The 23,986-nt window shown below is 66.5% G+C and carries 19 protein-coding genes; 14 read left to right on the top strand and 5 right to left on the bottom strand.

The features are described from left to right. Window positions 1-22: 22 nt before the first annotated feature. Window positions 23-949: a formimidoylglutamase gene (gene hutG / locus OLW90_RS08700; RefSeq protein WP_319649701.1), complete on the bottom strand. Its 927-nt coding sequence runs from the start codon at window positions 947-949 to the stop codon at window positions 23-25. A 10-nt stretch (window positions 950-959) separates the two neighbouring features. Further along, a complete protein-coding gene (locus tag OLW90_RS08695; protein WP_319651863.1) occupies window positions 960-2,285 on the bottom strand; it encodes an amino acid permease in 1,326 nt (441 codons plus the stop codon). 381 nt (window positions 2,286-2,666) lie between these two features. On the opposite strand from OLW90_RS08695, the gene OLW90_RS08690 reads away from it, so the two are divergent. The 6 genes from OLW90_RS08690 to hutI all read left to right on the top strand — a co-directional run bounded on the left by OLW90_RS08690 (window position 2,667) and on the right by hutI (window position 11,041). Further along, on the top strand, window positions 2,667-4,010 hold the full coding sequence (locus OLW90_RS08690) for an IS256 family transposase (RefSeq protein ID WP_319649700.1): 1,344 nt from the start codon (window positions 2,667-2,669) through the stop codon (window positions 4,008-4,010). Window positions 4,011-4,168: 158 nt separating this feature from the next. Then, window positions 4,169-4,912, top strand: a complete 744-nt coding sequence (locus OLW90_RS08685) for an IclR family transcriptional regulator (RefSeq protein ID WP_319649699.1) — start codon at window positions 4,169-4,171, stop codon at window positions 4,910-4,912. Window positions 4,913-5,037: 125 nt separating this feature from the next. Continuing rightward, a complete protein-coding gene (gene hutH / locus OLW90_RS08680; protein ID WP_319649698.1) occupies window positions 5,038-6,666 on the top strand; it encodes a histidine ammonia-lyase in 1,629 nt (542 codons plus the stop codon). 3 nt (window positions 6,667-6,669) lie between these two features. Then, window positions 6,670-7,968, top strand: a complete 1,299-nt coding sequence (locus OLW90_RS08675) for a YjiH family protein (protein ID WP_319649697.1) — start codon at window positions 6,670-6,672, stop codon at window positions 7,966-7,968. 203 nt (window positions 7,969-8,171) lie between these two features. Continuing rightward, complete coding sequence (gene hutU, locus OLW90_RS08670; protein WP_319649696.1) at window positions 8,172-9,857, top strand: urocanate hydratase; 1,686 nt, start codon at window positions 8,172-8,174, stop codon at window positions 9,855-9,857. Between the two features lie 5 nt (window positions 9,858-9,862). Further along, window positions 9,863-11,041 (top strand): imidazolonepropionase, encoded by a 1,179-nt coding sequence (gene hutI, locus OLW90_RS08665; RefSeq protein ID WP_319649695.1) that lies wholly within the window; start codon window positions 9,863-9,865, stop codon window positions 11,039-11,041. Window positions 11,042-11,092: 51 nt separating this feature from the next. Here hutI and OLW90_RS08660 read toward each other — a convergent pair whose 3' ends face one another. Then, complete coding sequence (locus OLW90_RS08660) at window positions 11,093-11,401, bottom strand: hypothetical protein (protein ID WP_319649694.1); 309 nt, start codon at window positions 11,399-11,401, stop codon at window positions 11,093-11,095. A 148-nt stretch (window positions 11,402-11,549) separates the two neighbouring features. After that, entirely contained in the window at window positions 11,550-13,283 is a 1,734-nt protein-coding gene (locus OLW90_RS08655; RefSeq protein WP_319649693.1) for an FAD/NAD(P)-binding protein, read from the bottom strand. Window positions 13,284-13,434: 151 nt separating this feature from the next. On the opposite strand from OLW90_RS08655, the gene OLW90_RS08650 reads away from it, so the two are divergent. Genes OLW90_RS08650 through OLW90_RS08625 form a run of 6 tightly spaced genes read left to right on the top strand, consistent with a single transcriptional unit; the run spans window position 13,435 to window position 20,529 of the window. Beyond that, window positions 13,435-15,177 carry a TIGR04028 family ABC transporter substrate-binding protein gene (locus OLW90_RS08650; protein WP_319649692.1) on the top strand — a complete coding sequence of 581 codons (1,743 nt, stop codon included), beginning with the start codon at window positions 13,435-13,437 and terminating at the stop codon, window positions 15,175-15,177. Next, window positions 15,174-16,142, top strand: a complete 969-nt coding sequence (locus OLW90_RS08645) for an ABC transporter permease (protein ID WP_319649691.1) — start codon at window positions 15,174-15,176, stop codon at window positions 16,140-16,142. The genes OLW90_RS08650 and OLW90_RS08645 overlap by 4 nt, the downstream gene beginning before the upstream one ends. After that, window positions 16,139-16,951: an ABC transporter permease gene (locus tag OLW90_RS08640; RefSeq protein WP_319649690.1), complete on the top strand. Its 813-nt coding sequence runs from the start codon at window positions 16,139-16,141 to the stop codon at window positions 16,949-16,951. Before OLW90_RS08645 ends, OLW90_RS08640 begins: the two co-directional genes overlap by 4 nt. 1 nt (window position 16,952) lies before the next feature. Further along, window positions 16,953-18,563, top strand: coding sequence for an ABC transporter ATP-binding protein (locus OLW90_RS08635; RefSeq protein WP_319649689.1), 1,611 nt, complete (start codon window positions 16,953-16,955; stop codon window positions 18,561-18,563). Window positions 18,564-18,574: 11 nt separating this feature from the next. Then, entirely contained in the window at window positions 18,575-19,645 is a 1,071-nt protein-coding gene (locus OLW90_RS08630) for an alkylhydroperoxidase domain protein (protein ID WP_319649688.1), read from the top strand. 11 nt (window positions 19,646-19,656) lie between these two features. Further along, window positions 19,657-20,529, top strand: a complete 873-nt coding sequence (locus OLW90_RS08625; protein ID WP_319649687.1) for a phytoene/squalene synthase family protein — start codon at window positions 19,657-19,659, stop codon at window positions 20,527-20,529. Here OLW90_RS08625 and OLW90_RS08620 read toward each other — a convergent pair. After that, on the bottom strand, window positions 20,526-21,509 hold the full coding sequence (locus tag OLW90_RS08620) for an NADP-dependent oxidoreductase (protein WP_319649686.1): 984 nt from the start codon (window positions 21,507-21,509) through the stop codon (window positions 20,526-20,528). The genes OLW90_RS08625 and OLW90_RS08620 overlap by 4 nt on opposite strands. A gap of 25 nt (window positions 21,510-21,534) precedes the next feature. Here OLW90_RS08620 and crtI point away from each other — a divergent pair, with 25 nt between their 5' ends. After that, the gene (crtI, locus tag OLW90_RS08615; protein ID WP_319649685.1) at window positions 21,535-23,022 is read left to right on the top strand and encodes a phytoene desaturase family protein; all 1,488 of its coding nucleotides are present in this window, start codon (window positions 21,535-21,537) and stop codon (window positions 23,020-23,022) included. Window positions 23,023-23,281: 259 nt separating this feature from the next. Beyond that, window positions 23,282-23,959: a GntR family transcriptional regulator gene (locus tag OLW90_RS08610; protein WP_413464464.1), complete on the top strand. Its 678-nt coding sequence runs from the start codon at window positions 23,282-23,284 to the stop codon at window positions 23,957-23,959. Window positions 23,960-23,986: the final 27 nt, after the last annotated feature.

The following is a 23,986-nucleotide window of genomic DNA, read 5'->3' as shown; positions in this document are numbered from 1 at the left end:
CCACCGGGGCTCCGAGGCAAGTTTATAATGCCGCCACGATGTCATCGATAAGCCGCGCTGCAACCTTGGCCGTGCGCGCGTCCACGTCGAAGCGGGGGTTGAGTTCCACCACGTCCACCAGGCGCAGTTTCCCGGAGGCGGCCGCCGCGCGCGCCATCGCACGGTAGGCGGCCAGGGAAACGCCCACGGCGGCAGGCGCGCTCACGCCGGGGGCCACGGCGGCGGGTAGGCCGTCGAGGTCGATGCTCAAGTGCAGGTGATCGGCTTTTTCAGCGGCGCGGGTGACGATCTCGGCGGCGCGCTCGGGGCCGAGGGCGGCGAGGTCATCGTCGGTATGCACCTCCACGCCGAGGTCACGCGCGGTATCAAAGAGCACGCGGGTGTTATTGGGCGTGGAAATCCCCAGCACCGTGTAGCGGAAATCCGCCACGTGCTCCGCGATCTGGAGGAAGGGCGTGCCGGAGGTGGCGTGCTCCGCGCGGCGCAGGTCAAAATGCGCGTCCAGGTTCACGATCTGCACGCTGCTCGGGTGCGTGCGGCGCAGCCCCCGATGGGTGGCCCAGGCGGTTTCATGCCCGCCGCCCAGGGCGATCACGGTGTGCCCGGCTTTGCTTAACGACGCCACGACGTCGCTCACCCTCTCCTGCGCCGATTCCAGGTCGGTACCGGCGGTGACCACGTCGCCCACGTCGTAGCGGGGGCGCTCGTCGTGGACGGCGAGGCTGCCTAGGGCGGTGCGGAGCGCCTTAGGGGCCGTGGCCGCGCCCTGCCGCCCGCCGTTGCGACGCACGCCCTCGTCGGAGCAGAAACCCAGCAGCGCGACGCCGGGGGCGGCGTCTTTGTCGGGGAGGGGCTGCACGACGCTGTGCCAGCGGGCGTGCTCGGGGCCGGGGCCGTCGTTACGGCCGGACCAGGGGGCGGGTGCGGTGTCGATACCGGGCAGGGACATGATTCCTCCTTTAGGCGACGTCGGCGGAGTGCCGGTGGCGGCCCGTGGCGTAGTACAGGGCGGTCATAAGGATCAGGAAGCCCACGCCCACGCCCAGGGCCAGCCAGTATTCCGATTGCCACACCATGATGCCAAAAGCGAAGAGAATGAAGCCGATGGCGAAGTACTGGCCCCAGGGCCAGAAAGGAACAGGGAAAGAGAGGCTTTGTGCCTCGGCGGGGCTGAGGCGACGCCGCGAGGCGACGTGCGCGAGCAGGATCATGAGCCAGACATAAATGGTGGCAAAGGTGGCCAGGGCCGCGACGATGGTGAAGATCCGCTCCGGGAGCACCGCGTTGAGCACCACGCCCACGGTGAGCACCGCCACCAGGGACAGGGTGGTCACGATGGGCACGCCGCGGTGATTCGTGCGCGCCAGGGCGGCGGGGGCGAGCCTGGTGCGCGCCATGCCGGTGATCACGCGGCCCGCGCCGAAGAGATCGGAATTAATGGCCGAAAGCGCGGCGGTAATCACCACTACGTTGAGCAGCGCGGCAGCCCAATTCACGCCCAAGGTGGAGAAGATCTGTACAAAAGGAGACTCCTCGCCCGTGATGGACGTCCACGGATTGAGCACCAGAATCACCAAAATGGCCAGCACGTAAAAGAGCAAAATGCGCACCGGGACGGTATTCACGGCCTTGGGGATCGTCTTTTCCGGCTCCTCCGCTTCCGCGCCCGCCACGCCGATGATCTCCGTGCCGCCAAAGGCAAAGAGCACCAGGATAAAGGCGGAAATCATGCCGCCGATGCCGTTGGGGAAGAAGCCGCCATCCGCCCACAGGTGGGAAATACTGCTGGTTTCCGGGCTGGAACCCAGGCCAAAGGCAAGGATCGCCGCGCCGCCCAGGATCATGGCGATCACCGCCCCCACCTTGATGAGGGTAAAAGCGAACTCCAACTCACCAAAGAGCCGCACACTGGTGAGGTTTGCGGCCCCCACCACGCAAAGCGTGACCGCCACCCACACCCACTGCGGGGTATCTGGGAACCAAAAGCGCATATAAATCGCAATGGCGGTGAGGTCGGCCAGGCACACGATCAGCATCTCAAAGGCGTACATCCAGCCGGTGATATACCCAGCCCAGGGGCCGAGGTAACGGCGCGTGTACTCCGCGAAGGAACCCGTGATGGGGCTGGCGACGGCCATCTCGCCCAGGGCGCGCAGCATGAAGTACACCACCGCGCCCGCGATGAGATACACCAAGAGCACCGAGGGGCCGGCGGCCTGAATGGCGCCGGCGGAGCCGTAGAACAGGCCCGTGCCGATGGCGGAGCCCAAGGCGATGAAGTGGATGTGGCGGGCGCGGAGGCCCTTGGTGGGTGTTTTGGGCGTGGGCTGTGGTGCTTGTGGGGTGGCGTGGGTGCTTGCTGGGGCACCCGTGCTGCGGGCGGCGGAGGTGCCGCGCGGCGGGTTCTGCGGAGACGGTGCGGGCTGGGGCACGGTGATCCTCCTTGGACGGTTGGGCTCTATGAGGTTCACGAGGCGCAGTCCAGGGTGCGAACCCTATGGTGCGGGCCACGGAATCTTTCTCAGTGTGATACTAGGGTGCGGGGGTAGGGGAGGGGTAGTGGGTGGGGTGGGAGGAGTGTGACGATGTGGTCAGAGAGAGTGTGATGGGAGAGTGTCTGATGGTTTGTGTGTGGGATTCCATCCCGCATAAGGAGACAAGCCAGAATGACTACTGTGACACGACGAGATCCGGCTGATAAGGCCAAGATTGACGCGATTGAGAAAAAGCTGCTTGCAAACCCTGAGATCGCGAAGCTCATTGATGATTTAGGCACCTCAACCACCGACGCCAACGATTTGGTGCGTGGGATGTTGCAAGCCTCGATTACCAGGGGTTTAAACGCCGAGATGGATGCCCACCTGGGCTACCGGCCAGGGGATAGAGACGCTAAAGCAGCACTAGGCACAGACAACCACCGCAACGGGGCGTATCCAAAGACCGTGGATTCTCACTACGGTCCGGTAACTGTCGAGGTTCCCAGGGACCGGGCCGGGACGTTTGTTCCGACCATGGTCCCGAAAGGCTCGCGGCGTTTGACCGATGTTGACGACATGATTGTGAGCTTGTATGCCGGGGGCATGACAGTGCGCGATATCCAACACCATATGGCTACTGCCATGCGTGTTGATATCTCCCACGAGACGATTTCTGCGGTGACTGACGCTGTCCTTGATGAGGTCATGGTGTGGCAGAACCGCCAGTTAGATGAGTTCTACCCCGTCATTTTCCTTGATGCGCTGCGCATTAAAGTCCGTGAGGGCGGGCGCGTGGTCAACAAGTCCGCGTATATGGCCATTGGGGTGGATCTCGACGGCATCAAACACATCTTGGGGCTATGGATCGCGAGGGAAGAAGGCGCGTCGTTTTGGGCCCATGTGTGCTCGAATCTGGCTAATCGCGGGGTCAAAGATGTCTTCATTGTCTGCTGTGACGGGCTCAAAGGCCTGCCTGAGGCTGTGGAGGCATCCTGGCCGGGATCGATGGTACAAACCTGTGTTGTGCACTTGATTCGTGCTGCTAACAGGTGGGTTGCCTACGGGGACCGTAAGGCGGTTTCAGCGGCCTTGAAGAAGGTCTATACCGCCCCTGATGGCTCCAGTGCTGCCATTGCACTCGAGGAGTTTGCTTCTTCGGGTCTTGGCCAGAAATATCCCAGGTCAGTCAAGGTGTGGCAGGACGCATGGGAGAGGTTCGTGCCGTTTTTGCAGTTCCCTCCGGCAGCGCGCAAAGTCATCTACACCACCAATTCCATCGAGTCGTTTAACAACGAGTTGCGCAAAGCCACCCGCAACCGCGTGCAGTTTACGAACGACGAATCCGCGTTGAAGACCTTGTGGTTGATGATCTGCAATATTGAAGACAAACGCGCTGCTCGCAGGGCCAAGGAAGGTAAAAAGGCCGCGGCTACCGCCGGGAGGCTTGTGGAAGGAGCGAAAGTCTCAGGCTGGAAGCAAGCCATCAACCAGATGGCCGTGGCCTACCCCGACCGCTTCGACCAATACCTCTAAGAAAACCGCCCCACACACAAACAACTTGACACGCTCTGGTCACAGTTGTGAGGGCGATGCTGGGTATGTGTTCTATGTGGTGTTACGAATCGTTGCTTCAACTACGCGGAGGATTTTGGGATAGTCTCCGCTGATACTCATGAAGAGCAGGAGTTTCCATGACCCACGTCCCCGCCGCCCGGAACACGCTGCGTATCCTCACGCTGCTCTCCTCCATTGATGTCCCCATCTCCGCCGCCCGTATCCGCGCGGAGTTGGATCTGCCGCGTTCCACCACCTATCACCTGCTCGCGGAGATGGAGCGGGCCGGTTATGTGGTGCGTATCCCGGAGACCCACACCTGGGGCCTGGGCCTGGTGGCCTATTCGATGGCCAATGCCTATGTCACCCAGCAGCCCTTGGTGCGTTTGGCGCGTCGCCCGTTGCAATCCCTGGCGGAGTCGGTGGGTGGCTCGGCGCACCTGTCTCGCCTGGCCGGTTCGGAGGTTCTGTACCTGTTGGAGGTGCGTGGCCCCCGGGCGGTCTCCCTGGTTACCCAGGAGGGGGTGCGCCTGGAGGCCTTGAAAACAGCCTCGGGGCGGGTGATGTTGGCGCACCTGCCGGAGGCCGAGTTAAGGGCGGCTCTGGCAAGTAATGAACACGCCACCCGCGAATCCCAGAACACCCTTCCCCTTATCCGTCAGCGCGGTTGGGAGGAAGAGGTGGAGGAGGTGAGCCGTGGTCAGCACAGCCTGGCGGTGGCGGTGTTGGATCACGTGGGCCGCCCGGCGGCCTCCCTGGCGGTGACCTTCCCGGTGGGCACCCTGACGGAGCGCGATAAAAGCCACACCATTCAAAGTCTCAAGCAGCAAGCTAACAAGGTGGCTAGTCACCTCTACGGGATCGTGCTAGATTCACCATAAACTGCGCTTGGCTGTCGCGCAGACCACTTGCTGATGTATCCCTGCGGTTCCCGTGAGGGCGTCGGCGCGGTCTGCCGCGCCCGTCGTTCGCTCGGGGCCGCCGACCCCAAAGGAGCACAACAATCATGGCGTCCATCGCGGCCAGCGCGCGCAATCTCGCCCACGGGCACCTCACCAGCCCGGAGCACGCAGAACAACCAGGGCAACCAGAACAAAACCAAACAATCACTCTCCGCCCCGGCCCCTTGACACCAGCGGAGGTGGTGGCCGTCGCCCGCCACGGCGTGCCGGTCACCATCGCCAAGGAGGCCCTAGAGGCCGTGGCCGCCACCCGGCAGCGGGTGGAGGAGCTGGCGGCCGATCCCACCCCCGTCTACGGCATTTCCACGGGCTTCGGCGCGTTGGCTCGCCGCCATATTCCCGCCGAGTCCCGCGCGCAGTTGCAGCGCAGTCTGGTGCGTTCCCATGCGGCGGGTTCGGGCCCGGAGGTGGAGCGCGAGGTGATCCGCGCCCTCATGCTGCTGCGCCTGTCCACCCTGTGTACGGGGCGTACCGGCGTGCGCCCGGTGGTGGTGGAAACCTATGCGGCGCTGCTGAACTCCGGTATCACGCCCATCGTCCACGAGTACGGCTCCCTGGGGTGTTCGGGCGATCTTGCGCCGTTGGCGCACTGCGCCCTGGTGCTCATGGGGGAGGGGCGCGCCCGCAATGCGCAGGGGGAGGAGGTGAGCGTGCCCGAGGCCCTGGCCGAGGCCGGTATTGAACCCCTGGAACTCCGGGAGAAGGAGGGCCTGGCGCTGATTAATGGCACGGACGGCATGTTGGGCCAGTTGTGCCTGGCCTTGGCGGATCTGGAAACGCTGGCCACCACCTCGGACATCGCGGTGGCCATGACGCTGGAGGGCCTGCTGGGCACCCTGGGCGTGTTTGACGCGGACCTGCAAGACCTGCGTCCGCACCCGGGGCAGGCGGCGTCGGCAGCCAATGTGCGCGCGGTGGCGGCGGATTCCCCGCTGCTGGCGGCGGCTGCGGCGGAGTTTAGCCAGAACCAGGTGCAGGATGCTTACTCGGTGCGGTGCGCCCCGCAGGTGGCGGGCGGGTTCCGGGACACCCTGGAGCACGCCCGCGCGGTGGCGCAGCGGGAGTTGGCGGCTGCGGTGGATAACCCGGTGGTGGCGCTGGACGGTCGGGTCACCTCGAATGGTAATTTCCACGGTGCGCCGGTGGCCTACGCGCTGGACTTCCTGGCGATCGTGGCGGCGGATCTGGCGAGCATTTCCGAGCGCCGCACGGATCGCTTCCTGGATACCGCGCGCAACCGGGGGCTTCCGGCCTTCCTCGCGGGGGATCCGGGCGTGGATTCTGGGCATATGATCGCGCAGTACACCCAGGCGGGCATCGTCTCCGAACTCAAGCGCCTGGCGGCTCCGGCCAGCGTGGATTCCATTCCCTCCTCGGCCATGCAGGAGGATCACGTCTCGATGGGCTGGGCGGCCGCGCGGAAGTTGCGCCGCGTGGTGGACGGGCTGACCAGGGTGTTGGCGGTGGAGGTGCTCACCGCCGCCCGCGCCACGCAGATGCGGGAGGGGGAACCGGCGCGGGGGACGTCGGCAGCCATCGAGGCGCTGCGCGCGGGCGTGCCGGGGGCGGGGACGGATCGCTTCCTGGCCCCGGAGATCGAGTACGCGGTGGACCTCGTGCGCTCCGGTGCGCTGGTGGCGGCGGTGGAGCGAGTGGTAGGGGAGTTGAACTAAGCCATGACTACCAAGACCCCCGGCCTGTGGCGGCTGTTCGTGTACAGCGCCATTGGCATCATCGTGTTCTTCCTCCCGGTCACGTTCCGGGGCAAGAGCACCATTCTCCTCGATCACATGGTCACCCTCCTGCGCGAACTGCTCGGTCCGGCGGTGGGCTGGGTGGTGGGCGCGCTGGTGCTCTATGGCACCGTGCGCAAGTTGCGCCATACCTCCTGGCGCAATCCCACGCAGGCGATCTTTGCCCTGCTCTCCGTGGCGGGCCTGGGCGTGGCGGCGCTGATCCTCACGGATACGCTGCCCGCCGCGCTTGCCCGCCCGGATCTGGTGCCCTTCCTGTGGGAGAAGATCGCCATTCCGGTGGCTCTGATTATCCCCGTGGGCTCGGCGTTTTTGGCTCTGCTGGTGAGTTTTGGCCTCATGGAGTTCGTGGGCGTGCTCATGCAGCCGATCATGCGGCCGCTGTGGCGCACGCCGGGGCGTTCGGCTATCGACGCCGTGACGAGCTTTGTAGGCAGTTACTCCCTGGGCATGCTGATCACCGATCGGGTGTACCGCCAGGGCCGCTACACCGCGCGGGAGGCGGCGATCATCGCCACCGGCTTCTCCACGGTCTCGGCGGCCTTCATGGTGGTGGTGGCCGGAACCCTGGGCCTGATGGATTACTGGGGCCAGTACTTTGCGGTGAGCCTGCTGGTGACCTTTGCCGTCACGGCGATCACCGTGTGGATTCCGCCGCTGAGCATGATTCCCAACGATTACTACCCGGGTGCCACCCCGGACCCGGAGCCGCAGATCACCACCGGGCGCCTAGCGGCGGCCTGGTCGGCGGCCAAGGAGGCCCTGAATAAGGCTCCCAGCCTGTGGCGCGCGGTGGGGGAGAACTTCCTGGACGGCCTGCGCATGAGCGCCGCCGTGGTGCCCTCCATCCTGTCCGTGGGCGTGCTGGGCCTGGTGCTGGCTACTTATACCCGCGTGTTCGATCTGCTGGGCTACCTCTTCTATCCCTTTGCCTGGCTGGCGCGCCTGCCGGAGCCGCTGCTGGCGGGTAAGGCTGCGGCCCTGGGGATCGCGGAGATGTTGCTGCCCGCCACGGTGGTGGCGGACTCGGATTCCCTGGTGCTGCGCTTTGTCATCGGCGTGGTCTCGGTGAGCGCGGTGATCTTCTTCTCCGGTCTGGTGCCCTGCATCATGGCCACCTCCGTGCCGCTGAGGGTGTGGCAGTTGGTGGTGATCTGGTTCGAGCGAGTGGCGCTGAGTATCCTGCTGGCCACCCCGCTGGCGTACCTCCTGCTCCCCTGAGTCTGGTATCCCAGACACTCCGCCCGTGCGCGCCCTGGAAACTCGTATGTGTCCTGTCTTACGATCGGGTTCGTCATTCTTGAGCACCACAGTGCCGGTGCCGGCGTAGCGGGAATGACAGCCCCGGCCCTCTGGCCTTTTACCTCAGAGGCCGGATTCCCGCCGCAATGGCCACCGGCGCGCGATGTTTTTGGAGGAGAATCGTGGTATCCCAACCCCGTACCGTGCGCGCCCCCCGGGGCACGGAACTCAGCGCCAAGTCCTGGCAGACCGAGGCCCCGCTGCGCATGCTGATGAATAACCTTGACCCCGAGGTGGCCGAGCGCCCCGAGGACCTGGTGGTCTACGGCGGCACCGGGCGCGCCGCGCGGAGCTGGGAGGCCTTTGACGCGATCGTCGATACGCTCAAGGACCTGGGCGACGATGAGACGCTGCTGGTGCAGTCCGGCAAGCCCGTGGCCGTGCTGCGCACCAACGAGTGGGCACCGCGCGTGCTGATTGCCAACTCCAACCTGGTGGGGGACTGGGCCACCTGGCCGGAGTTCCGCCGCCTGGAGGCCGAGGGCCTGATGATGTACGGCCAGATGACGGCCGGTTCCTGGATCTACATCGCCACCCAGGGCATCTTGCAGGGCACCTTTGAGACCTTCGCCGCCGTGGCCGCCAAGCGCTTTGGCGGCAGCCTCAAGGGCACCCTCACGCTCACCGGCGGCTGCGGCGGCATGGGCGGAGCCCAGCCGCTGGCCGTCACCCTCAACGGCGGCGTGTGCCTGATCGCGGACGTGGACGTCACCCGTCTCAAGCGCCGCCAGTCCAAGCGCTACCTGGACGAGGTGTACGAGGATCTGGACGCCGCCGTGGCGCGCGCCGCCCAGGCCAAGGAGGCGGGCGAGGCGGTGTCCATCGGCATCGTTGGTAACGCCGCCGAGGTATTCCCGGAGATGCTGCGACGCCACCGCGCGGGCGAGATCACCGTGGACGTGGTCACCGACCAGACCTCCGCGCACGATCCGCTGAGTTACCTCCCCACGGAGGTATCCGTGGCGGACTGGCAGCGCGAGGCCGCCGACGACCCGGAGACCTTTACCAAGAAGGCCCGCGAGGCGATGGCCGCCCAGGTGCAGGCGATGGTGGAGTTCCAGGACGAGGGCGCGGAGGTGTTCGACTACGGCAACTCCATCCGCGACGAGGCCCGCCACGCCGGTTACTCCCGTGCCTTCGAGTTCCCCGGCTTCGTGCCCGCCTATATCCGCCCGCTGTTCTGCGAGGGCCTGGGCCCGTTCCGCTGGGTGGCGCTCTCCGGCGACCCGGAGGACATTCGCGTGACTGACCAGGCGCTCAAGGAACTCTTCCCGGACAACGAGCACCTGCACCGCTGGCTGGACGCCGCCGAGGAATACGTGGAGTTCGAGGGCCTGCCCGCACGCATCTGCTGGCTGGGCTACGGCGAGCGCCACCAGGCCGGGTTGCTGTTTAACCGCTTGGTGGCCGAGGGCAAGGTCAAGGCGCCCATCGTGATCGGGCGTGATCACCTGGACTCCGGCTCCGTGGCCAGCCCCTACCGCGAGACCGAGGGCATGCTCGACGGCTCCGACGCCATCGCGGACTGGCCGCTGCTCAACGCCCTGACCGCCACCTCCTCCGGTGCCACCTGGGTATCCCTCCACCACGGCGGCGGCGTGGGCATCGGCCGCTCCATCCACGCGGGCCAGGTCTCCGTGGCCGACGGCACCGAACTCGCCGCCCGCAAGCTCGACCGCGTGCTCAGCAACGACCCCGCGATGGGCGTGATCCGCCACTTCGATGCCGGATACGAGCGCGCCCGCGAGGTGGCCGAGGAGCGCGGGGTGGAGATCCCCATGCCCTTCCACTCCCGCGAGGAGGCATAACGCATATGGCGACGCTCTTTACCGGAATCTCCGAACTGCGCACCGTCTCCGAGGCGGGCACGCTGCACGACGCCGCCCTGGTGGCCGAGGGCGGAGCGGTAACCTGGATCGGCCCCGCCGCGCAGGCCCCCGCTTGCGATGAGGCCGTGGATCTGGGCGGGCGCGCCGTGCTTCCCGGCTGGGTGGACTCGCACAGCCACATGATCTTCGACGGCGACCGCGCCGCCGAGTTTGAGGCCCGCATGGCGGGGCAGGAGTACGCGGCGGGTGGCATCGCCGTGACGATGGAGGCCACCCGCGCCGCCAGCGTGGAGCGCCTGCGCGATTTGCTGCGCGGGCGCGTGCGGGCCGCCCAGGCCGGGGGCACCACCTGCATGGAGACCAAGACTGGCTACGGGCTGGACGTGGACTCGGAAAAGGTGGCAGCGCAGATCGCCGCCGAGGTGGTCGATGAGGTGACTTTCCTGGGCGCGCACGTGGTGCCCCCGGGCGCGGACGCCGAGGACTACGTGAACCTGGTGTGCGGCGACATGCTGGACGCGGTGGCCCCGCACGTGGGCTGGATCGACGTGTTCTGCGAGCGCGGGGCCTTCAACGAGGAGCAGTCGCGCCGGGTGTTGGAGGCCGGGCGCGCCGTGGGCCTGGGCCTGCGGGTGCACGGAAACCAGTTGGGTGAGGGGCCGGGTGTGGCGCTCGCGGTGGAACTGGGTGCCGCCAGCGTGGATCACGCGAACTACCTCAGCGATGGTGACGTGGAAGCCCTGGCCGCCTCCGAGACGGTGGCCACGGTGCTTCCCGCCTGCGATCTCTCCACCCGCCAGCCCCTGGCCCCGGCGCGTCGCCTGCTCGATGCGGGCGCGCAGGTGGCCATCGCCTCCAATCTCAACCCCGGCACCTCTTATACCTCGGCCATGACGTTCTGTGTGGCCACCGCCGTGCTGCAACAGCACCTCTCCCTCGACGAGGCCATTGCTGCGGCCACCAGCGGGGGAGCGCGCGCTTTGCGACGCCACGACGTCGGCGGCGGGCGTGACGCGCAGGGCCGCCCGGCCAAGGGCACCCTGGCGGTGGGGGCGGCCGCCGACCTACACGTGCTGGATACTCCGCACGCGATCGACCTCGCGTACCGGCCCGGTATGCCGCTGACCTGGCGCACCTACGTGGCGGGGGAGCGGGTGGCTTAAGAAATAGAAAAGTGGCCCCTCGGCTTTGTCTGAGGGGCCACAGGCAAAGGATTACTCGATGGTGTACACGACGTAGGCCATCATGGCGTTCAGCGGATCGCGTGCCGCGATGTCTTGCACCAGGGCCTCCACATCACATTCCCCGGGGAGATAGTGGGTGGGATTGCTGTCCTCCGCGAGAATGACCTTGAGTTTTCCGGTGTCAAAGATCGCATTGATGACTTCGCGGATCTGCTCCGTGGTGGGGTGGTCGGGGTCGTAATCGAAATACTGCAAGAACTCGAAGAGCGTGATCCAGTCTTTTACGCCCTCAATTCGATATTCTGCCCATCTGATGAATTCATCCCGGTTATGGCTCATGGGTAGATCACTCCTTGGGTATATGAGCCGTGTTGTGTGACGGGTGGGAATCCCACCCGTCACACAGCACAAGGGAAGTGTCCTGTCCTTGCGCTGCGGTGCCCGGGTGAACCACATCAGTCACACACTGGCATGGAAAGTGGCGGCTTTAGTCCCCCAGCGCCACGCGCAGTGCGTGCCGGGCGGCCTTGTCCGTCTCCTGAAGCATGAGCGGATTGGAACCGGGAATGGGGGAGATGGTGGTATCCGGCATCTGGGCGTAGGTTGGTATGCCGATCAGGTGCAGGCGGGGATCGGGGGCGCCCTCGGGATTAATCAGGACCCGGCTTTCTGCGTCCGTCTCCGGGGAGCCGCTGCCCGCAAAGGAGCGCCAGCGCCCCTCCAGGGATTGGGCTAGGGGATCGGCGGAGGCGTGGACATCGAACTTATGCATCCAGGCGTCGATGAGCACCCGCGCCGAGCGCGCTTCGGTGCTGCTCTGAGAGCGCAGGGTGAACCTCTCACCCACCTCCACCTGGGCGTGCGCGCCGATCATGGTGACCAGGTGGGCGTCGATAAGCGCGAGGAGTTGCCTGCTGCGGAACAGCGGCGGCCCGGAGCCCGCCATCTGGCCCAGCGCCATGAACTCGCGCAGCAGCGGGCGCGATTCCGGGGTGTAGCGGCCCTGCGCGCCCAGAATGGACACAGGCTTGCGCGCCGCGCTGATCTCCCAGAGCGCGGCTTTGGTGGCGTGACTGCTTCCGGCGGCCGCCGCGCGAATATCCTCGCCCAACCGCCCGGCGATGTGCTCGGTGACCTCGGCGGACGTGCCGCTGACCTCGGTCAGGGGGTATTGCCAGGCGGCGGGATCAAAGGTGGGGTCGGCCGCCTGGGCGTCGCGGATAATGGCAGGCCAGACCTCGCGGAAGTCGATGGGATTGTGGCCGGGGGCAAGCCGCGCGATGGCCCCCTTGAGGTTGGCCAACCGGGCTGTGGGCGGAAGCGCCTGGTAATCGGACTTGGGGAGGAAGGGATAGCCGCGCCGGGAACCTACCGTGAGGTGTGGTTCCTTCCCGGAGGGGATATAGCGCAGCCCGGAGCGGGTGGGGGCCTGCTCGAAGCGCCCGCCTCGGCCCAGGGTGAGCATGGCCATGACGTCGAAGAATCCCATGCCCAGGCCGCGCACCAGCACCTCCTCGCCGGGGCGAATACCGTCGAGGTTCTGTTCCAGGGGGTTATCGGGGCGCACCCAGAGCAGGCCGTTTTCCTCGGCGGTGCGCGCGAGGCGACGTTCCTCCTCGTTTGGTGCGGGTACCTGCCAGCCCAGGGCCAGGACGGTGGCGGGGGCGGTGATCGAGGTGCCGTTAGCGAGAGCGATCTCGTCCTGCCCTCCGATCTCCCGAATACCTACGGCGCGGCTGCGGTGCTCCACCGCCTCCACCGTGGCGGGCAGGCGGCGCAGCGCCAACTGGTAGCACCAGTGCAGATACGCGCCGTAGAGCGCGCGGCTGGGGTGCGACCAGGGCAGCGTGGCCTGGGCCTCCTCGGCAAAGGATTCCCGCGTGGTGGGATCGGCGGGGTATTCCCGCCAGGCGCTGAGTGCGGCCTCGGGGACATCCTCCTCTCCACGCAGGAGTTGGATCCACTCGTACAGCGTGGGGCCCGCCACCACGGGAGCGCCCACGGAGGCCCCGGGTTCGGTAAAGAGGGTGACCTTGGCCGCTAGCGTGTTCATGCACAGCACGCGGGATTGAGCGGTGTCCCAGATGCGGCCGGTGCCTAAGGGGGCGTCGTCGATGAGGTGGAGGGTCAGCGGCGTGGTGGGCCGCAGGGCGGCGAGGCGCTCGACCACGGAGATGCCGCGCGGCCCCATACCCACGATGGCGATGGCGGGGGTGTTCATGCTGACCATTGTGGCACAGGTGCCCCGTTCCGCTCTTTATAGACAGGATTGTCTGCTAGATATTGTCTAGGTGGTGGTGGGTGTGATAAACATGCTGGAAATGGCCGAGAGTTAAATAGACAGTTCTGTCTGCAAGGTGAGGGTAGGGTACATGAGAAGATCCGTGCGCACGGTGGGCACGCTGGTGGGTGCGCTCGCGACCACGCTGGCGCTGCTTTTGGTCACCGCCTGCGTGCCCGCGCGCTCCACCACCAGCCTCACCTACGTGGAATCGGGCATGTTCAACAGCCTGTACCCGCCGCTGGCGGGCTATTACCCCAACGGCGGGGTGCTCAATAACATCGCGGATCGCCTGCTCTGGCAGGACCCGCAGACCCTGGAACTCCACCCCTGGGTGGCGGCGGAGTTGCCGGAGATCAATGAGCAGGCCACGGAGTTCACCTTCCGCCTGCGCCCCGGAATCACCTATTCCGATGGTTCCGCCCTGGACGCACACAACGTGGTAAAGAATTACACCCTCTATGCCCAGGGCGACCCGGCACGCAAGCTCGCCCCCTCCGAGCAACTCTCCGGCTTCCTCTCCGCCGAGGCCGTGGACGACCTCACCGTGCGCTTCCGCTTCGATTCCCCCGCCCCGGACTTCCCCCAGGCCACCTCCACCATGAACCAGGCTCTGCTTTCCAGCGACACCCTGGACCTCGATTCCACTGGCTTTGGCCCCGGCAACGCCACCGCGATCTCCGGTTCCGGCCCCTTTAGCGTCGAGGAGGAGGAACTGGGCACGGATCTGGTGCTGCGTGCCCGCGAGGATTACGCCTGGGCCCCACCCGCCCGCGCCGATCACCAGGGTCCGGCGGAGATCGAGCGCGTACACATCACCCTGGCTGCCGAGGACTCCGTGCGCACCGGGGCTTTGACCTCCGGCCAGGCGGAGATCATCCGCCAGGTGGAGGCCCCGGACGAGCGGCACCTCCACGCCCGGGGATTAGAGGTGTATTCCGCGCCCACCAATGGAGTGAACAATGCCTTTTATTTCCACTTCCGCCACCCGCTGCTTTCCGATAGGCGGGTGCGCCAGGCCCTCATTCACGGCATTGATCGCAGCCTGATCTTGCGCACTCTCTTCTCCGATTCTTACCCGGAGGCCACCTCGCCGCTGGCCGCCTCCGCCCAGGGATACCGGGATCAGTCCGAGCACTACGTTTACGATCCCGAGCTTTCCCGGAGGCTGCTGGACGAGGCGGGTTGGGTGCCCGGCGAGGATGGGATTCGGGTCAAGGACGGCCAGCGCCTCTCCCTGACCTTTAACGAGGCGGTGCCGCAGCCGCGCTCCAAGCAGTTGGTGACCAAGGCGCAGGAAATGCTGCGCGACCTGGGCGTGGAAATACATCTGCACCCCGGCGATCGGGCCGCTCAGCAGGCCGCAATGAAGGATCAGGACGTGGTGCAGGTACGGCACTCGATGGTGGGGCGGGCCAGCCTGGACGTGTTGCCCAACTGGGTGGACGGCGCTGGGCGCAACTCCCTACTCAACACGGCTGGCGGCACTGACGATGCCCCCGTGGGCGATCCGGTGCTTCAGGCCAGGGTGGAGGAGTTCTCCACCCTGGTGGACCCGGCCGCGCGGGAACGCGCGGTGGGGGACGTGCAGGATTACCTCTCCGAGCAGGCCTACGTGCTGCCGCTCTTTGAGGAGCCCCAGGTGTATGGGCTTAACCCCCGCGTGATGGGCTTTAGCACGGAGGCGATTGGTCGCCCCTCCTTTTATGCCGTGAGCCTGGCAGATGTTGCGGTAGGCAAGGCAGGCAAGGCAGGCCTGGAAGCAGGTACCGAGGCAGATACCGGTGAAGCCACCAAGGCAGGCCCCGCAGCCACCCCCAAGGAGGAGCAATGAGCATTGCGCGCCGCATAGGGCAGGCGGTGATCGTCCTGTGGGCGGCCTTTAGCCTGGCCTTTCTGCTGCTTTCCGCCCTGCCCGGCGATGCCGTCCAGGCCCGCTACGAGGACCCGGCCCTGGGGCTCACCCCGGAGCAGATCGCCCAGATGAGGGAGGTCTTTGGACAGGACACGCCCCTATGGGAGCGCTACGCGCGTTCCCTGAGTGGCTTTCTCACCGGGGACTTTGGGTATTCCGTGTCCTCGGGCACGGCGGTCGCGGAACTCCTGGCCCAGGCTCTGCCCTCCACCCTGGCGCTGGCGCTCACGGCCTTTTTCCTCGGGGTGGTGCTGGCCGCCTGCGTGGCGGTGCTGGCGAGTTTTGGCCCGTGGGCCTGGTTGCGCACGCTCTTTCGCGCCGCTCCGCCGCTGCTGGTATCGCTGCCGAGCTTCTGGCTGGGAATCCTGCTGATCCAGGTCTTTTCCTTTCAATTGGGCTGGGTTCCGGTGATCGAGGCCTCCGCCACCCAGGCGCTGATTCTTCCGGCGCTCACGCTGGCGGTGCCGGTGGCGGCCCCGCTGGCGCAGGTGCTGGTGCGCAGCCTGGACGACGTATTAGAGCAGCCCTTTGTGCAGACGGCGCGGGCGCGTGGGGCCAGCACTCATTGGTTGCTGTGGCGCACGGTGCTGCGCAACGCGATGGTGCCCACGGTGACGATGGCGGGCGTGCTCTTTGGCGAGTTGGTGGGCGGCTCCGTGGTCACGGAGCAGGTCTTTGCCCGCAATGGCATCGGGGCGCTCACCCTGACGGCCGTGGCGGAGCGCGATACCGCCGTGCTCATGGCGGTGGTGGTGATCGCGGCGGCGGCCTTTGTGCTCATCAACCTGGTGGTGGATCTGCTGTATCCGTTGCTCGATCCGCGCCTGCGGGTGAACAAGCAAGAAGCGGCCCCAGCTCAGAATCACCAGGAGGTATCCGCATGAACGCGCGAGTATGGGCAGTATGGGCGCGACCCGGCGTGATCTCCTCCGCCGCCGTCCTGATGATCGCCGTGGCCTGGGCGGTGGCACCGGGACTGTGGACGAGCCACAATCCCATTTCCGGCGGGGATACCCAGGCGCTGCTGGCCCCGAGCACGCAGCACTGGTTTGGCACCGATGAGGTGGGCCGGGATCTGTACACCAGGGTGATCTTTGGGGCGCGGCAGTCCCTTGCGGGTGCCCTGTTGGCCGTGGCCCTGGGGCTGAGCGTGGGCACCGTGCTCGGTGTGGTAGCCGGGGTGCTGCGCGGCTTCGTGGAGACGATCATCATGCGGGTGGTAGACGTGCTGCTCTCCATTCCCAGTCTGCTGCTGAGCCTGTCCGTCATCATCGCTCTGGGGCAGGGTACGGTGCACGCGGCGCTGGCGGTAGGGGTGACGTCGATAGCCACCTTTGCCCGGCTGGCGCGCTCGCAGGTGCTTTCCGTGATGGAGCAGGATTACGTGGAGGCGGGCTACGGCTCCGGGGGCACGCGCGCGCAGGTGGTGTACCGGCACGTGCTGCCCAATTCCCTGACCCCCGTGGTGGCGCTGGCGGCGGTGCAGTTTGGTTCCGCCATGCTGCAACTGGCCACCCTGGGCTTTCTGGGGTACGGTGCGCCGCCGCCCACCCCGGAGTGGGGGCTGCTGATCGCGGAGAGCCGGGATTACATCGCCACCGCTGGGTGGCTGGCGCTGCTGCCCGGTGCCGTGGTGATCGCGGTGGTGCTGGCGGCCAATCACCTGGCCCACATTCTGAGAAAGGCGGTGTAGCGTGTCCGCATTACTCTCGGTGCGCGACCTCAGTGTGTCCTACCGTTCCCCGCGCGGCGGTGCGCCGATACCGGCGGTGCGCGGCGTGAGCCTGGACGTTCACCCCGGCAGCATGACCTGCGTGGTGGGGGAGTCCGGCTCCGGCAAGTCCACCACGGCCCTGGCCAGCATGGGGTTGCTGCCGCCGCAGGCCCGCATTGACGCGGGCAGTATTCGGTTGGACGGTCGGGAGGTCACCGGCTATACGGAAAAGCAGTGGCGCGTCCTGCGCGGAACCACGGTGGGGCTAGTGCCCCAGGACCCGCACAATTCCCTGAACCCGCTGAAAACTATCGGCGCCTCCGTGGCCGAGCCGCTGGCCATGCGCGGCCGGGATACCTCCGGGGTGATCGACCTGCTCGCCGCCGTAGGCATCGACGATCCCGCCCGCCGCGCCCGCCAGTACCCGCACGAACTCTCCGGGGGCCTCAAGCAGCGCGCGCTGATCGCCGCTGCCCTGGCCCTGGAACCGGAACTGCTCATCGCGGACGAGCCCACCTCGGCGCTCGATGTCACGGTGCAGAAGATCATTCTCGATCTCCTAGATTCCGTGCGCCGCGAGCGCGGCATCGGGATTCTCTTTATCACCCACGACCTCGCGGTGGCGGGCGATCGCGCCGATCGCGTGGTGGTCATGCAGCGCGGACAGGTGCGCGAGGAGGGGTTGGCGGTCACCGTGCTCACCGATCCCCGCTCCGAGTACACCCGCCGCCTGCTTGCCGACGCCCCCTCGCTTAGCTCCGCGCCCCAGGAGATGGTGCGGGCGGTGTCGGCAGTGGAGCCGGAGGAGCCGCCCCTGCTGGAGGTGCAGCGCCTAGAACAGCGCTTTGGCGGTGTGCCCGCGGTGCGCGACGTGAGTTTCTCCGTGCCGCGTGGCAGCACGCATGCGATCGTGGGGGAGTCCGGTTCCGGCAAGACCACCACCGGGCGGATTATCGCTGGTTTCCAGCGCCCCACCGCCGGTTCGGTGCGGCTCGGGGATACCCGCGTGGAGGGACTGGGGGTGCGGGGCCTGCGTGGGCTGCGGCGCAGGGTGCAGTTGGTGTACCAGAACCCCTATTCCTCACTGGACCCGCGCCGCAGCGTGGGCTATTCGGTGGGCGAACCCCTGCGCAATATCGGCGGGCTCGCCCCACGCGGCCTGCGCCGCAAGGTGGAGGAATACCTCGATCTGGTGGCCCTGGATCCCGCGCTGGCCTCCCGCAGACCCGCCGAGTTATCCGGCGGGCAGCGCCAGCGGGTGGCCCTGGCCCGCGCCCTGATCGTGGAACCGGAGTTGGTGGTGCTCGATGAGGCGGTGTCCGCCCTGGACGTGAGCGTGCAGGCGCAGATCATTGCCCTGCTGCGCCGCCTCCAGGAGGAATTAGGCTTAACTTATGTGTTCATCTCGCACGACCTCGCCGTGGTACGCCAGATCGCCCACACGGTGAGCGTGATTCACCGGGGCGAGCAGGTGGAATGGGGCAACACGGCGGAGGTCTTTGATCACCCCGCCTCGGAATACACCCAGGCCCTGCTGCGCGCTATTCCCGGCCAGCGCTACCGGGACGGCGCGCTCAACCTGGGACTATAGGAAAGGACACCATGACGGACATCATCACCATGCTTATCGACGCACCCTCGGCCGAGACACTGCGCGCCGCGCGCCCCCAGGCCAGGGATAACGCCCAGGAGGCCTTCGAGGCGCTCGTGGAGGGGGAGATTCTGCCGCCCGGCGTGGGCTATGATCTGGCGCTGATTGTGGCGCGCAGCGCCGGGGTGGATAAGGCCGTGGAGTTCTATGCCGACCTCGCGGTGGAGGAACCCGCCGTGGAGAATCCGGCCCTGCGCGCGGCGCGGCAGTGGGCCTGGCAATTGGCCACGCGCCCGGCGTCCGCCAACGCGCTCGACGTGGCCGACCTTGCCCGGCAGGGGTGGACCCCGGATCAGGTGGTGGCGATGGCGCAACTGATCGGCTTCGTGGCCTTTCAGGTGCGTGTGATTCACGGGCTGCGGGTGCTGGCGGGTGCTTCTGATTCTGAGGGCTCCGGGGAGCCCGCCGTGGAGCCGACCTTTACCGTGCCCACCTATCCCGGCATGCACCGCCCGGCGCACTTCGTGGCGCACTCCCTGGGGTGGCGGCCCTGGGTGCCCCCGGCGGAGAACCTCACCGAGGAACAACGTGCCGCTCTGATTAAGCCGGAGCGGGAGAAGTCCGAGTACTTCCGGCTCCTGGCCCGCGACCCCCGCGCGCTGCGCGCCCGCACCCTGACGGACCTGGACATCTTCTATAACACCGAGGGCGGCCTGGGCCGCGCAGAGCGCGAACTGGCCGCCACCGTGGCCTCCCGGCTCAACGGCTGCGTGTACTGCGCCTCCGTGCACGCGGGCCGCGCGATCCAGGAATCCCAACGCGAGGCCGATATTCACCGCCTGCTGGACGAGGGCGTGGCCGCCGACCTCGGCTCGCCCCAATGGAACGCGCTGCGCGACGCCGCCCGGGCGCTCACCAACACCCCGGTTTCCTTTGATTCGGGGCACGTGGCTGCCCTGCGCGCGGTGGGCTTTGGCGACCTCGCGGTGGTGGACGCGATTAACTCCACCGCCTTTTTCCAGTGGGCCAACCGCCTTATGCTGGGGCTGGGCGAGCCGGAACTCCCGCGCCGCTTCCGTTAAAATACGGACGAGTGAGCACCAGCCGCCTAGAGTTCTTCGACTCCCTCGCCACCCGCGCCAGCGCGCGGGTGCTGGCGGCATACTCCTCTAGTTTCTCGCTCTCCACCCGGCTTTTGGGCCACCGCGAGCGCGCCGATATTCGCGCCCTCTACGCGATGGTGCGCGTGGCCGATGAGATCGTGGACGGGGTGGGCGCGGAGGCCGGAATAGACGTGGCCGCCTGCCTCGATTCCTACGAACAGGCGGCGCTGGCAGCCATGCGCAGCCGCTTTTCCCCCGACCCCGTGCTCCACGCCTTTGGGCTCACCGCCCGCCGGTGCGGATTCGAGGAGGAATGGGTGCGGGCCTTTTTCTCCTCCATGCGGGCCGATATTGCGCCCCGTTCTATGAAGCCGCACCTCATGAGTAAGGCGGAGTTCGAGCGATACGTGTACGGCTCCGCCGAGGTGATCGGGCTGATGTGCGTGGCGGTTTTTATCCGTGGCGTGGAGGTATTACCGAGCGATTATCAGATCATGCAACACTCTGCCCGCAGGCTGGGCGCGGCCTTTCAAAAGGTGAACTTCCTGCGCGACCTCGGGGACGATACCGCCCGGCTGGGGCGGCGCTACTATCCCGTGCCGTTGAGCGAGGGGGACAAGGCGGAGATTGTGCGAGATATTCGCGCCGACCTGGACGCCGCGGAACCGGGCCTGGCGCTCTTGCCGGGCGGTGCGCGCCGGGCGGTGCGCCTGGCCCGTGACGTGTATGCGGAATTGCTGGTCGCCCTGGAACGTACCCCGGCAGCGGAGATTACCCGGCGGCGCGTGCGGGTGCCAGCCCGCCGCAAGTGGTGGCTGGCGGGGCGGGGGATGACCTCACCAGTCACACAGTGGCGAGGTTAGATCCGCACCACCATCTTCCCCTTGTTGCCCCCGCGCATCATGGTCAAGAACGCCTCCACGGCATTGTCTAACCCCTCCGCCACGGTCTCCTCGTACACCAACTTCCCCTCCTTGAGCCAGGGGACGACCTTGCCCAGGAACTCGGGCGCGATGTCCAGGTGATCGCCCAGGGTAAAGCCCTCCATGCGCAGAGACTTCTTCACGATCTCCGTCATGTTGCGCGGCCCGGCCTCGGGCCTTTCCAGGTTGTATTGGCTGATCATGCCGCATTCCACCAGGCGGCCAAAGCGGTTCATGGCCCCGATGGCGGCCTCCAGGTGGTCCCCGCCCACGTTGTCAAAGTACAGGTCGATCCCGGCGGGGAGTTGCTCCGCGATGGGCGCGGCCTTGTAATCCAGCGCCACGTCAAAGCCGTAGCGCTCGGTGAGCAGGGCGGTTTTCTCCGGGCCTCCGGCGGAGCCGATCACGGTTCCGGCACCGAGCAGGCGGGCGATCTGCCCCACGGCGCTGCCCACGGCCCCGGCCGCCCCGGAGACGAACACCGTCTCGCCCGGTTGCAGCCGGCCGATCCGGGTGAGCCCGGCGTAGGCGGTCATGCCGGTAATCCCCAGGATTCCGAGGTAGGCGGAGGGGGAGAGGGCGTCATCCACGGCGCGGAACTCTGTGGCTGGGCCCTGGGCCACGTCGCGCCAGCCCTGCTGGTGGGTGACCAGGGTGCCCTCGGGGAGATCCTTGGCCTGGGAGGCCACCACGCGCCCCACGGCGGAACCGGTCATGGGGGCGTCGAGAGCAAAGGGCGGGATGTAGCTGGGGGCGTCGCTCATGCGCCCGCGCATGTAGGGGTCTACGGAGATGTATTCGTTGCGCACCCGCACCTCGCCCGGTGCCAGCGCGGGGAGTTCGGCGCGCACCGCGCGGAAGTTTGCCGGCTGCGGCCAGCCGGTGGGGCGGGAGGCAAGGTGAATCTGATTGCTGTGCATGGGGCACGATCTTAGGCGGCTTAGAATGGTGAGCATGGCAAGCGGGCGGATAGTGGTGATCGGCGCGGGCGTGGCGGGCCTGGCCACGGCGGCGCTGCTGGGGCGCAGGGGCTATGCGGTCACGCTGTGCGAGAAGAACGAGGAGATCGGCGGGCGCGCCGGTTCCCTTTCCGTGGCGGGGTTCCGCTTTGACACCGGCCCCAGCTGGTACCTCATGCCGGAGGCCTACGAGCGCTTTTTCGCCCACTTTGGCACCACCCCGGAGCGCGAGTACGGCCTCACCCGCCTCGACCCCGCCTACCAGGTGTTTCAGGGGGAGCGTCGCGTGGCGGTGCGCACGGGGGAGGCGGAGGCGCTTTTCGACGCCATCGAGCCCGGCTCCGGCGCGCGCCTGCGGGGCTACCTTGATAGCGCTTCCGACGCCTACCGCATTGCCCTAGAGACTTTCCTTTACACCACTTTTGAGCACCCCGCACGGCTGCTCACCCCGGAGGTGCGCGGGCAGATTCCGCGCCTGGCCGGTTTGCTCGCGCGACCGCTATCCACGAAAACCGCGCGGGTGGCGCGCGATCCCCTGCTGCGCCACATTCTGGAATACCCGGCGATGTTCCTTTCCTCCCGCCCGGAGCGTATTCCTTCTCTTTATCACCTGATGAGCCACACCGATCTGCGCCAGGGGGTGTGGTATCCCACGGGCGGTTTTTATGCCATTGTGGAATCCATCGCCCGCCTGGCCGAGCAGGTGGGGGTGCGCCTGAATCTGGGGTGCGAGGTTACCGGGATCGAGGTGCGCGCGGGCCGGGTGCGGGGAGTGCGCACCACCCAGGGCTTTTATGCTGCCGACGCCGTGGTGAGCGCCGCGGATTTCCACCACACGGAGCACTCGCTGCTGCCTCCGGCCTGCCGCTCCTATTCGACGCGGTGGTGGCGGGGGCGTGAGCCTGGCCCCTCGGTGGTGTTGGCTTTGTTGGGCGTGCGCGGGGAATTGCCGGGATTGCAGCACCATAATTTGGTGTTCTCCCCGGATTGGCGGCCGGACTTTGATGCGGTGTTTGGTGGCACCGGGGCGTCTCATTCCCTGTACGTGTGCAAGCCCTCAGCCACCGATCCCCACGTGGCGCCGGAGGGGCATGAAAATCTCTTTGTGCTCGTTCCAGCCCCGGCGCAGGAATCACTGGGGCGGGGGAGTGCTTACGGGGAGGGGAGCACGGCGGTGGAGGCGATCGCGGATCGCGCCGTGGAACAGGTGGCGCGGGCGGCGGGTGCTCCCGATCTGGCGGATCGGATTGTGGTGCGTCGGACATTGGGGCCGGGGGATTTTGTGGGCCGCTATCACGCTTGGCGGGGTGGGGCTATTGGGCCCTCGCATACCCTAAAACAGTCAGCATTTTTCCGGGGTTCACAGGTATCTCACAAGGTCAAGGGGCTTTTCCATGCCGGTGCCACCACCCTGCCCGGGGTGGGGGTTCCCATGTGTCTCATCTCCGCGGAGAACATCCTTCAGTGGTTCTAGATACCCCCGAAAGGGGGTGAAATTCCTGTGTCGTGTGCAATACATGTAACACGTACCGGGGAGGTGGAAATAAAAAGGTTATGGCGTGAACCCTCGGTGAGGGCGTTCTGACGTGGGAGAGGCGAAAAATGCCTATAAATCCCACCTGTCTGAGGTGCTCAGACGTCATATGCAAAATTGTTCATGTATTGGTAGCGTGATACGGGTGCCTGAACGGATGCCGAGAAAGAGTCCTGCGTACGTCATCATCGCAGATGAAATGAGAACCTGGATTGAACGCGGCGATTACGCCCCAGGCGACAAGCTGCCCAATGAGCGGCAGCTTGTTGAGGAGTTTGGGGTGGCCCGCATGACAGTTCGCCATGCCTTAGACATTCTTCAAATGGAAGCGCTCATTGACAGACGGCGCGGCCGCACGGGCGGCACCTTTGTTAAGGGAGTGCCGCCCACGGTGGAGCTGACCTGCCTGGAGGGTCTGATGATCCAGCTCCGCCAGCGTGGTCTTTCCGTGTACTCCAAGGTGCTCAGCGCCACCATGATGGAGGCCACCGTGCGCATATCGCAGTCCCTCCACCTTCCGCCGCATGCCCCGGTGCTCAATATCGTGCGCCTGCGCTCGGTGGATACCACTCCGCTGCTCATTGAGAACAGTTATTACCCGGCGGATCTGGTGCCGGGCATGTTAGAGGAGGACCTCACCGGCTCCCTGTATGAACTCATGCAGAAGCGCTGGGATATGGCCCCCACCCGCAAATGGGAGATCATCAGCCCCGGAATCCCCTCCCAATCGGAGCAAACCCACCTCAATATTCCCCGCAACGTTCCCATTATGCGGATTCAGCGCGTGGCGCAGTCCCGGGACGGCAGTTATGTGGAGTATTCCGATGACGCGGTGCGCTCGGACATCGCCAAGATCAAGGTGGTGACGGAGGAGTAACCTCCGTCCTTTCCTCTTACCGGGCGC

The sequence above is a fragment of the Corynebacterium sp. 21KM1197 genome (assembly GCF_033783015.1).
Lineage (GTDB): Bacteria > Actinomycetota > Actinomycetes > Mycobacteriales > Mycobacteriaceae > Corynebacterium.
Note: the sequence above shows the minus strand (reverse complement) of the source record. Positions and strands in the feature narration are given on the sequence as shown.

Excerpts from the sequence above, each read along its gene's own strand:
- OLW90_RS08660 (WP_319649694.1), bottom strand. The coding sequence starts at position 11,401 with ATGAGCCATAACCGGGATGAATTCATCAGATGGGCAGAATATCGAATT.
- OLW90_RS08645 (WP_319649691.1), top strand. The coding sequence starts at position 15,174 with ATGAGCATTGCGCGCCGCATAGGGCAGGCGGTGATCGTCCTGTGGGCG.
- OLW90_RS08610 (WP_413464464.1), top strand. The coding sequence starts at position 23,282 with ATGAGAACCTGGATTGAACGCGGCGATTACGCCCCAGGCGACAAGCTG.
- OLW90_RS08690 (WP_319649700.1), top strand. The coding sequence starts at position 2,667 with ATGACTACTGTGACACGACGAGATCCGGCTGATAAGGCCAAGATTGAC.
- OLW90_RS08675 (WP_319649697.1), top strand. The coding sequence starts at position 6,670 with ATGACTACCAAGACCCCCGGCCTGTGGCGGCTGTTCGTGTACAGCGCC.
- OLW90_RS08655 (WP_319649693.1), bottom strand. The coding sequence starts at position 13,283 with ATGAACACCCCCGCCATCGCCATCGTGGGTATGGGGCCGCGCGGCATC.
- OLW90_RS08620 (WP_319649686.1), bottom strand. The coding sequence starts at position 21,509 with ATGCACAGCAATCAGATTCACCTTGCCTCCCGCCCCACCGGCTGGCCG.
- OLW90_RS08640 (WP_319649690.1), top strand. The coding sequence starts at position 16,139 with ATGAACGCGCGAGTATGGGCAGTATGGGCGCGACCCGGCGTGATCTCC.
- hutH (WP_319649698.1), top strand. The coding sequence starts at position 5,038 with ATGGCGTCCATCGCGGCCAGCGCGCGCAATCTCGCCCACGGGCACCTC.
- hutI (WP_319649695.1), top strand. The coding sequence starts at position 9,863 with ATGGCGACGCTCTTTACCGGAATCTCCGAACTGCGCACCGTCTCCGAG.
- OLW90_RS08630 (WP_319649688.1), top strand. The coding sequence starts at position 18,575 with ATGACGGACATCATCACCATGCTTATCGACGCACCCTCGGCCGAGACA.
- hutG (WP_319649701.1), bottom strand. The coding sequence starts at position 949 with ATGTCCCTGCCCGGTATCGACACCGCACCCGCCCCCTGGTCCGGCCGT.
- OLW90_RS08650 (WP_319649692.1), top strand. The coding sequence starts at position 13,435 with ATGAGAAGATCCGTGCGCACGGTGGGCACGCTGGTGGGTGCGCTCGCG.
- OLW90_RS08685 (WP_319649699.1), top strand. The coding sequence starts at position 4,169 with ATGACCCACGTCCCCGCCGCCCGGAACACGCTGCGTATCCTCACGCTG.
- crtI (WP_319649685.1), top strand. The coding sequence starts at position 21,535 with ATGGTGAGCATGGCAAGCGGGCGGATAGTGGTGATCGGCGCGGGCGTG.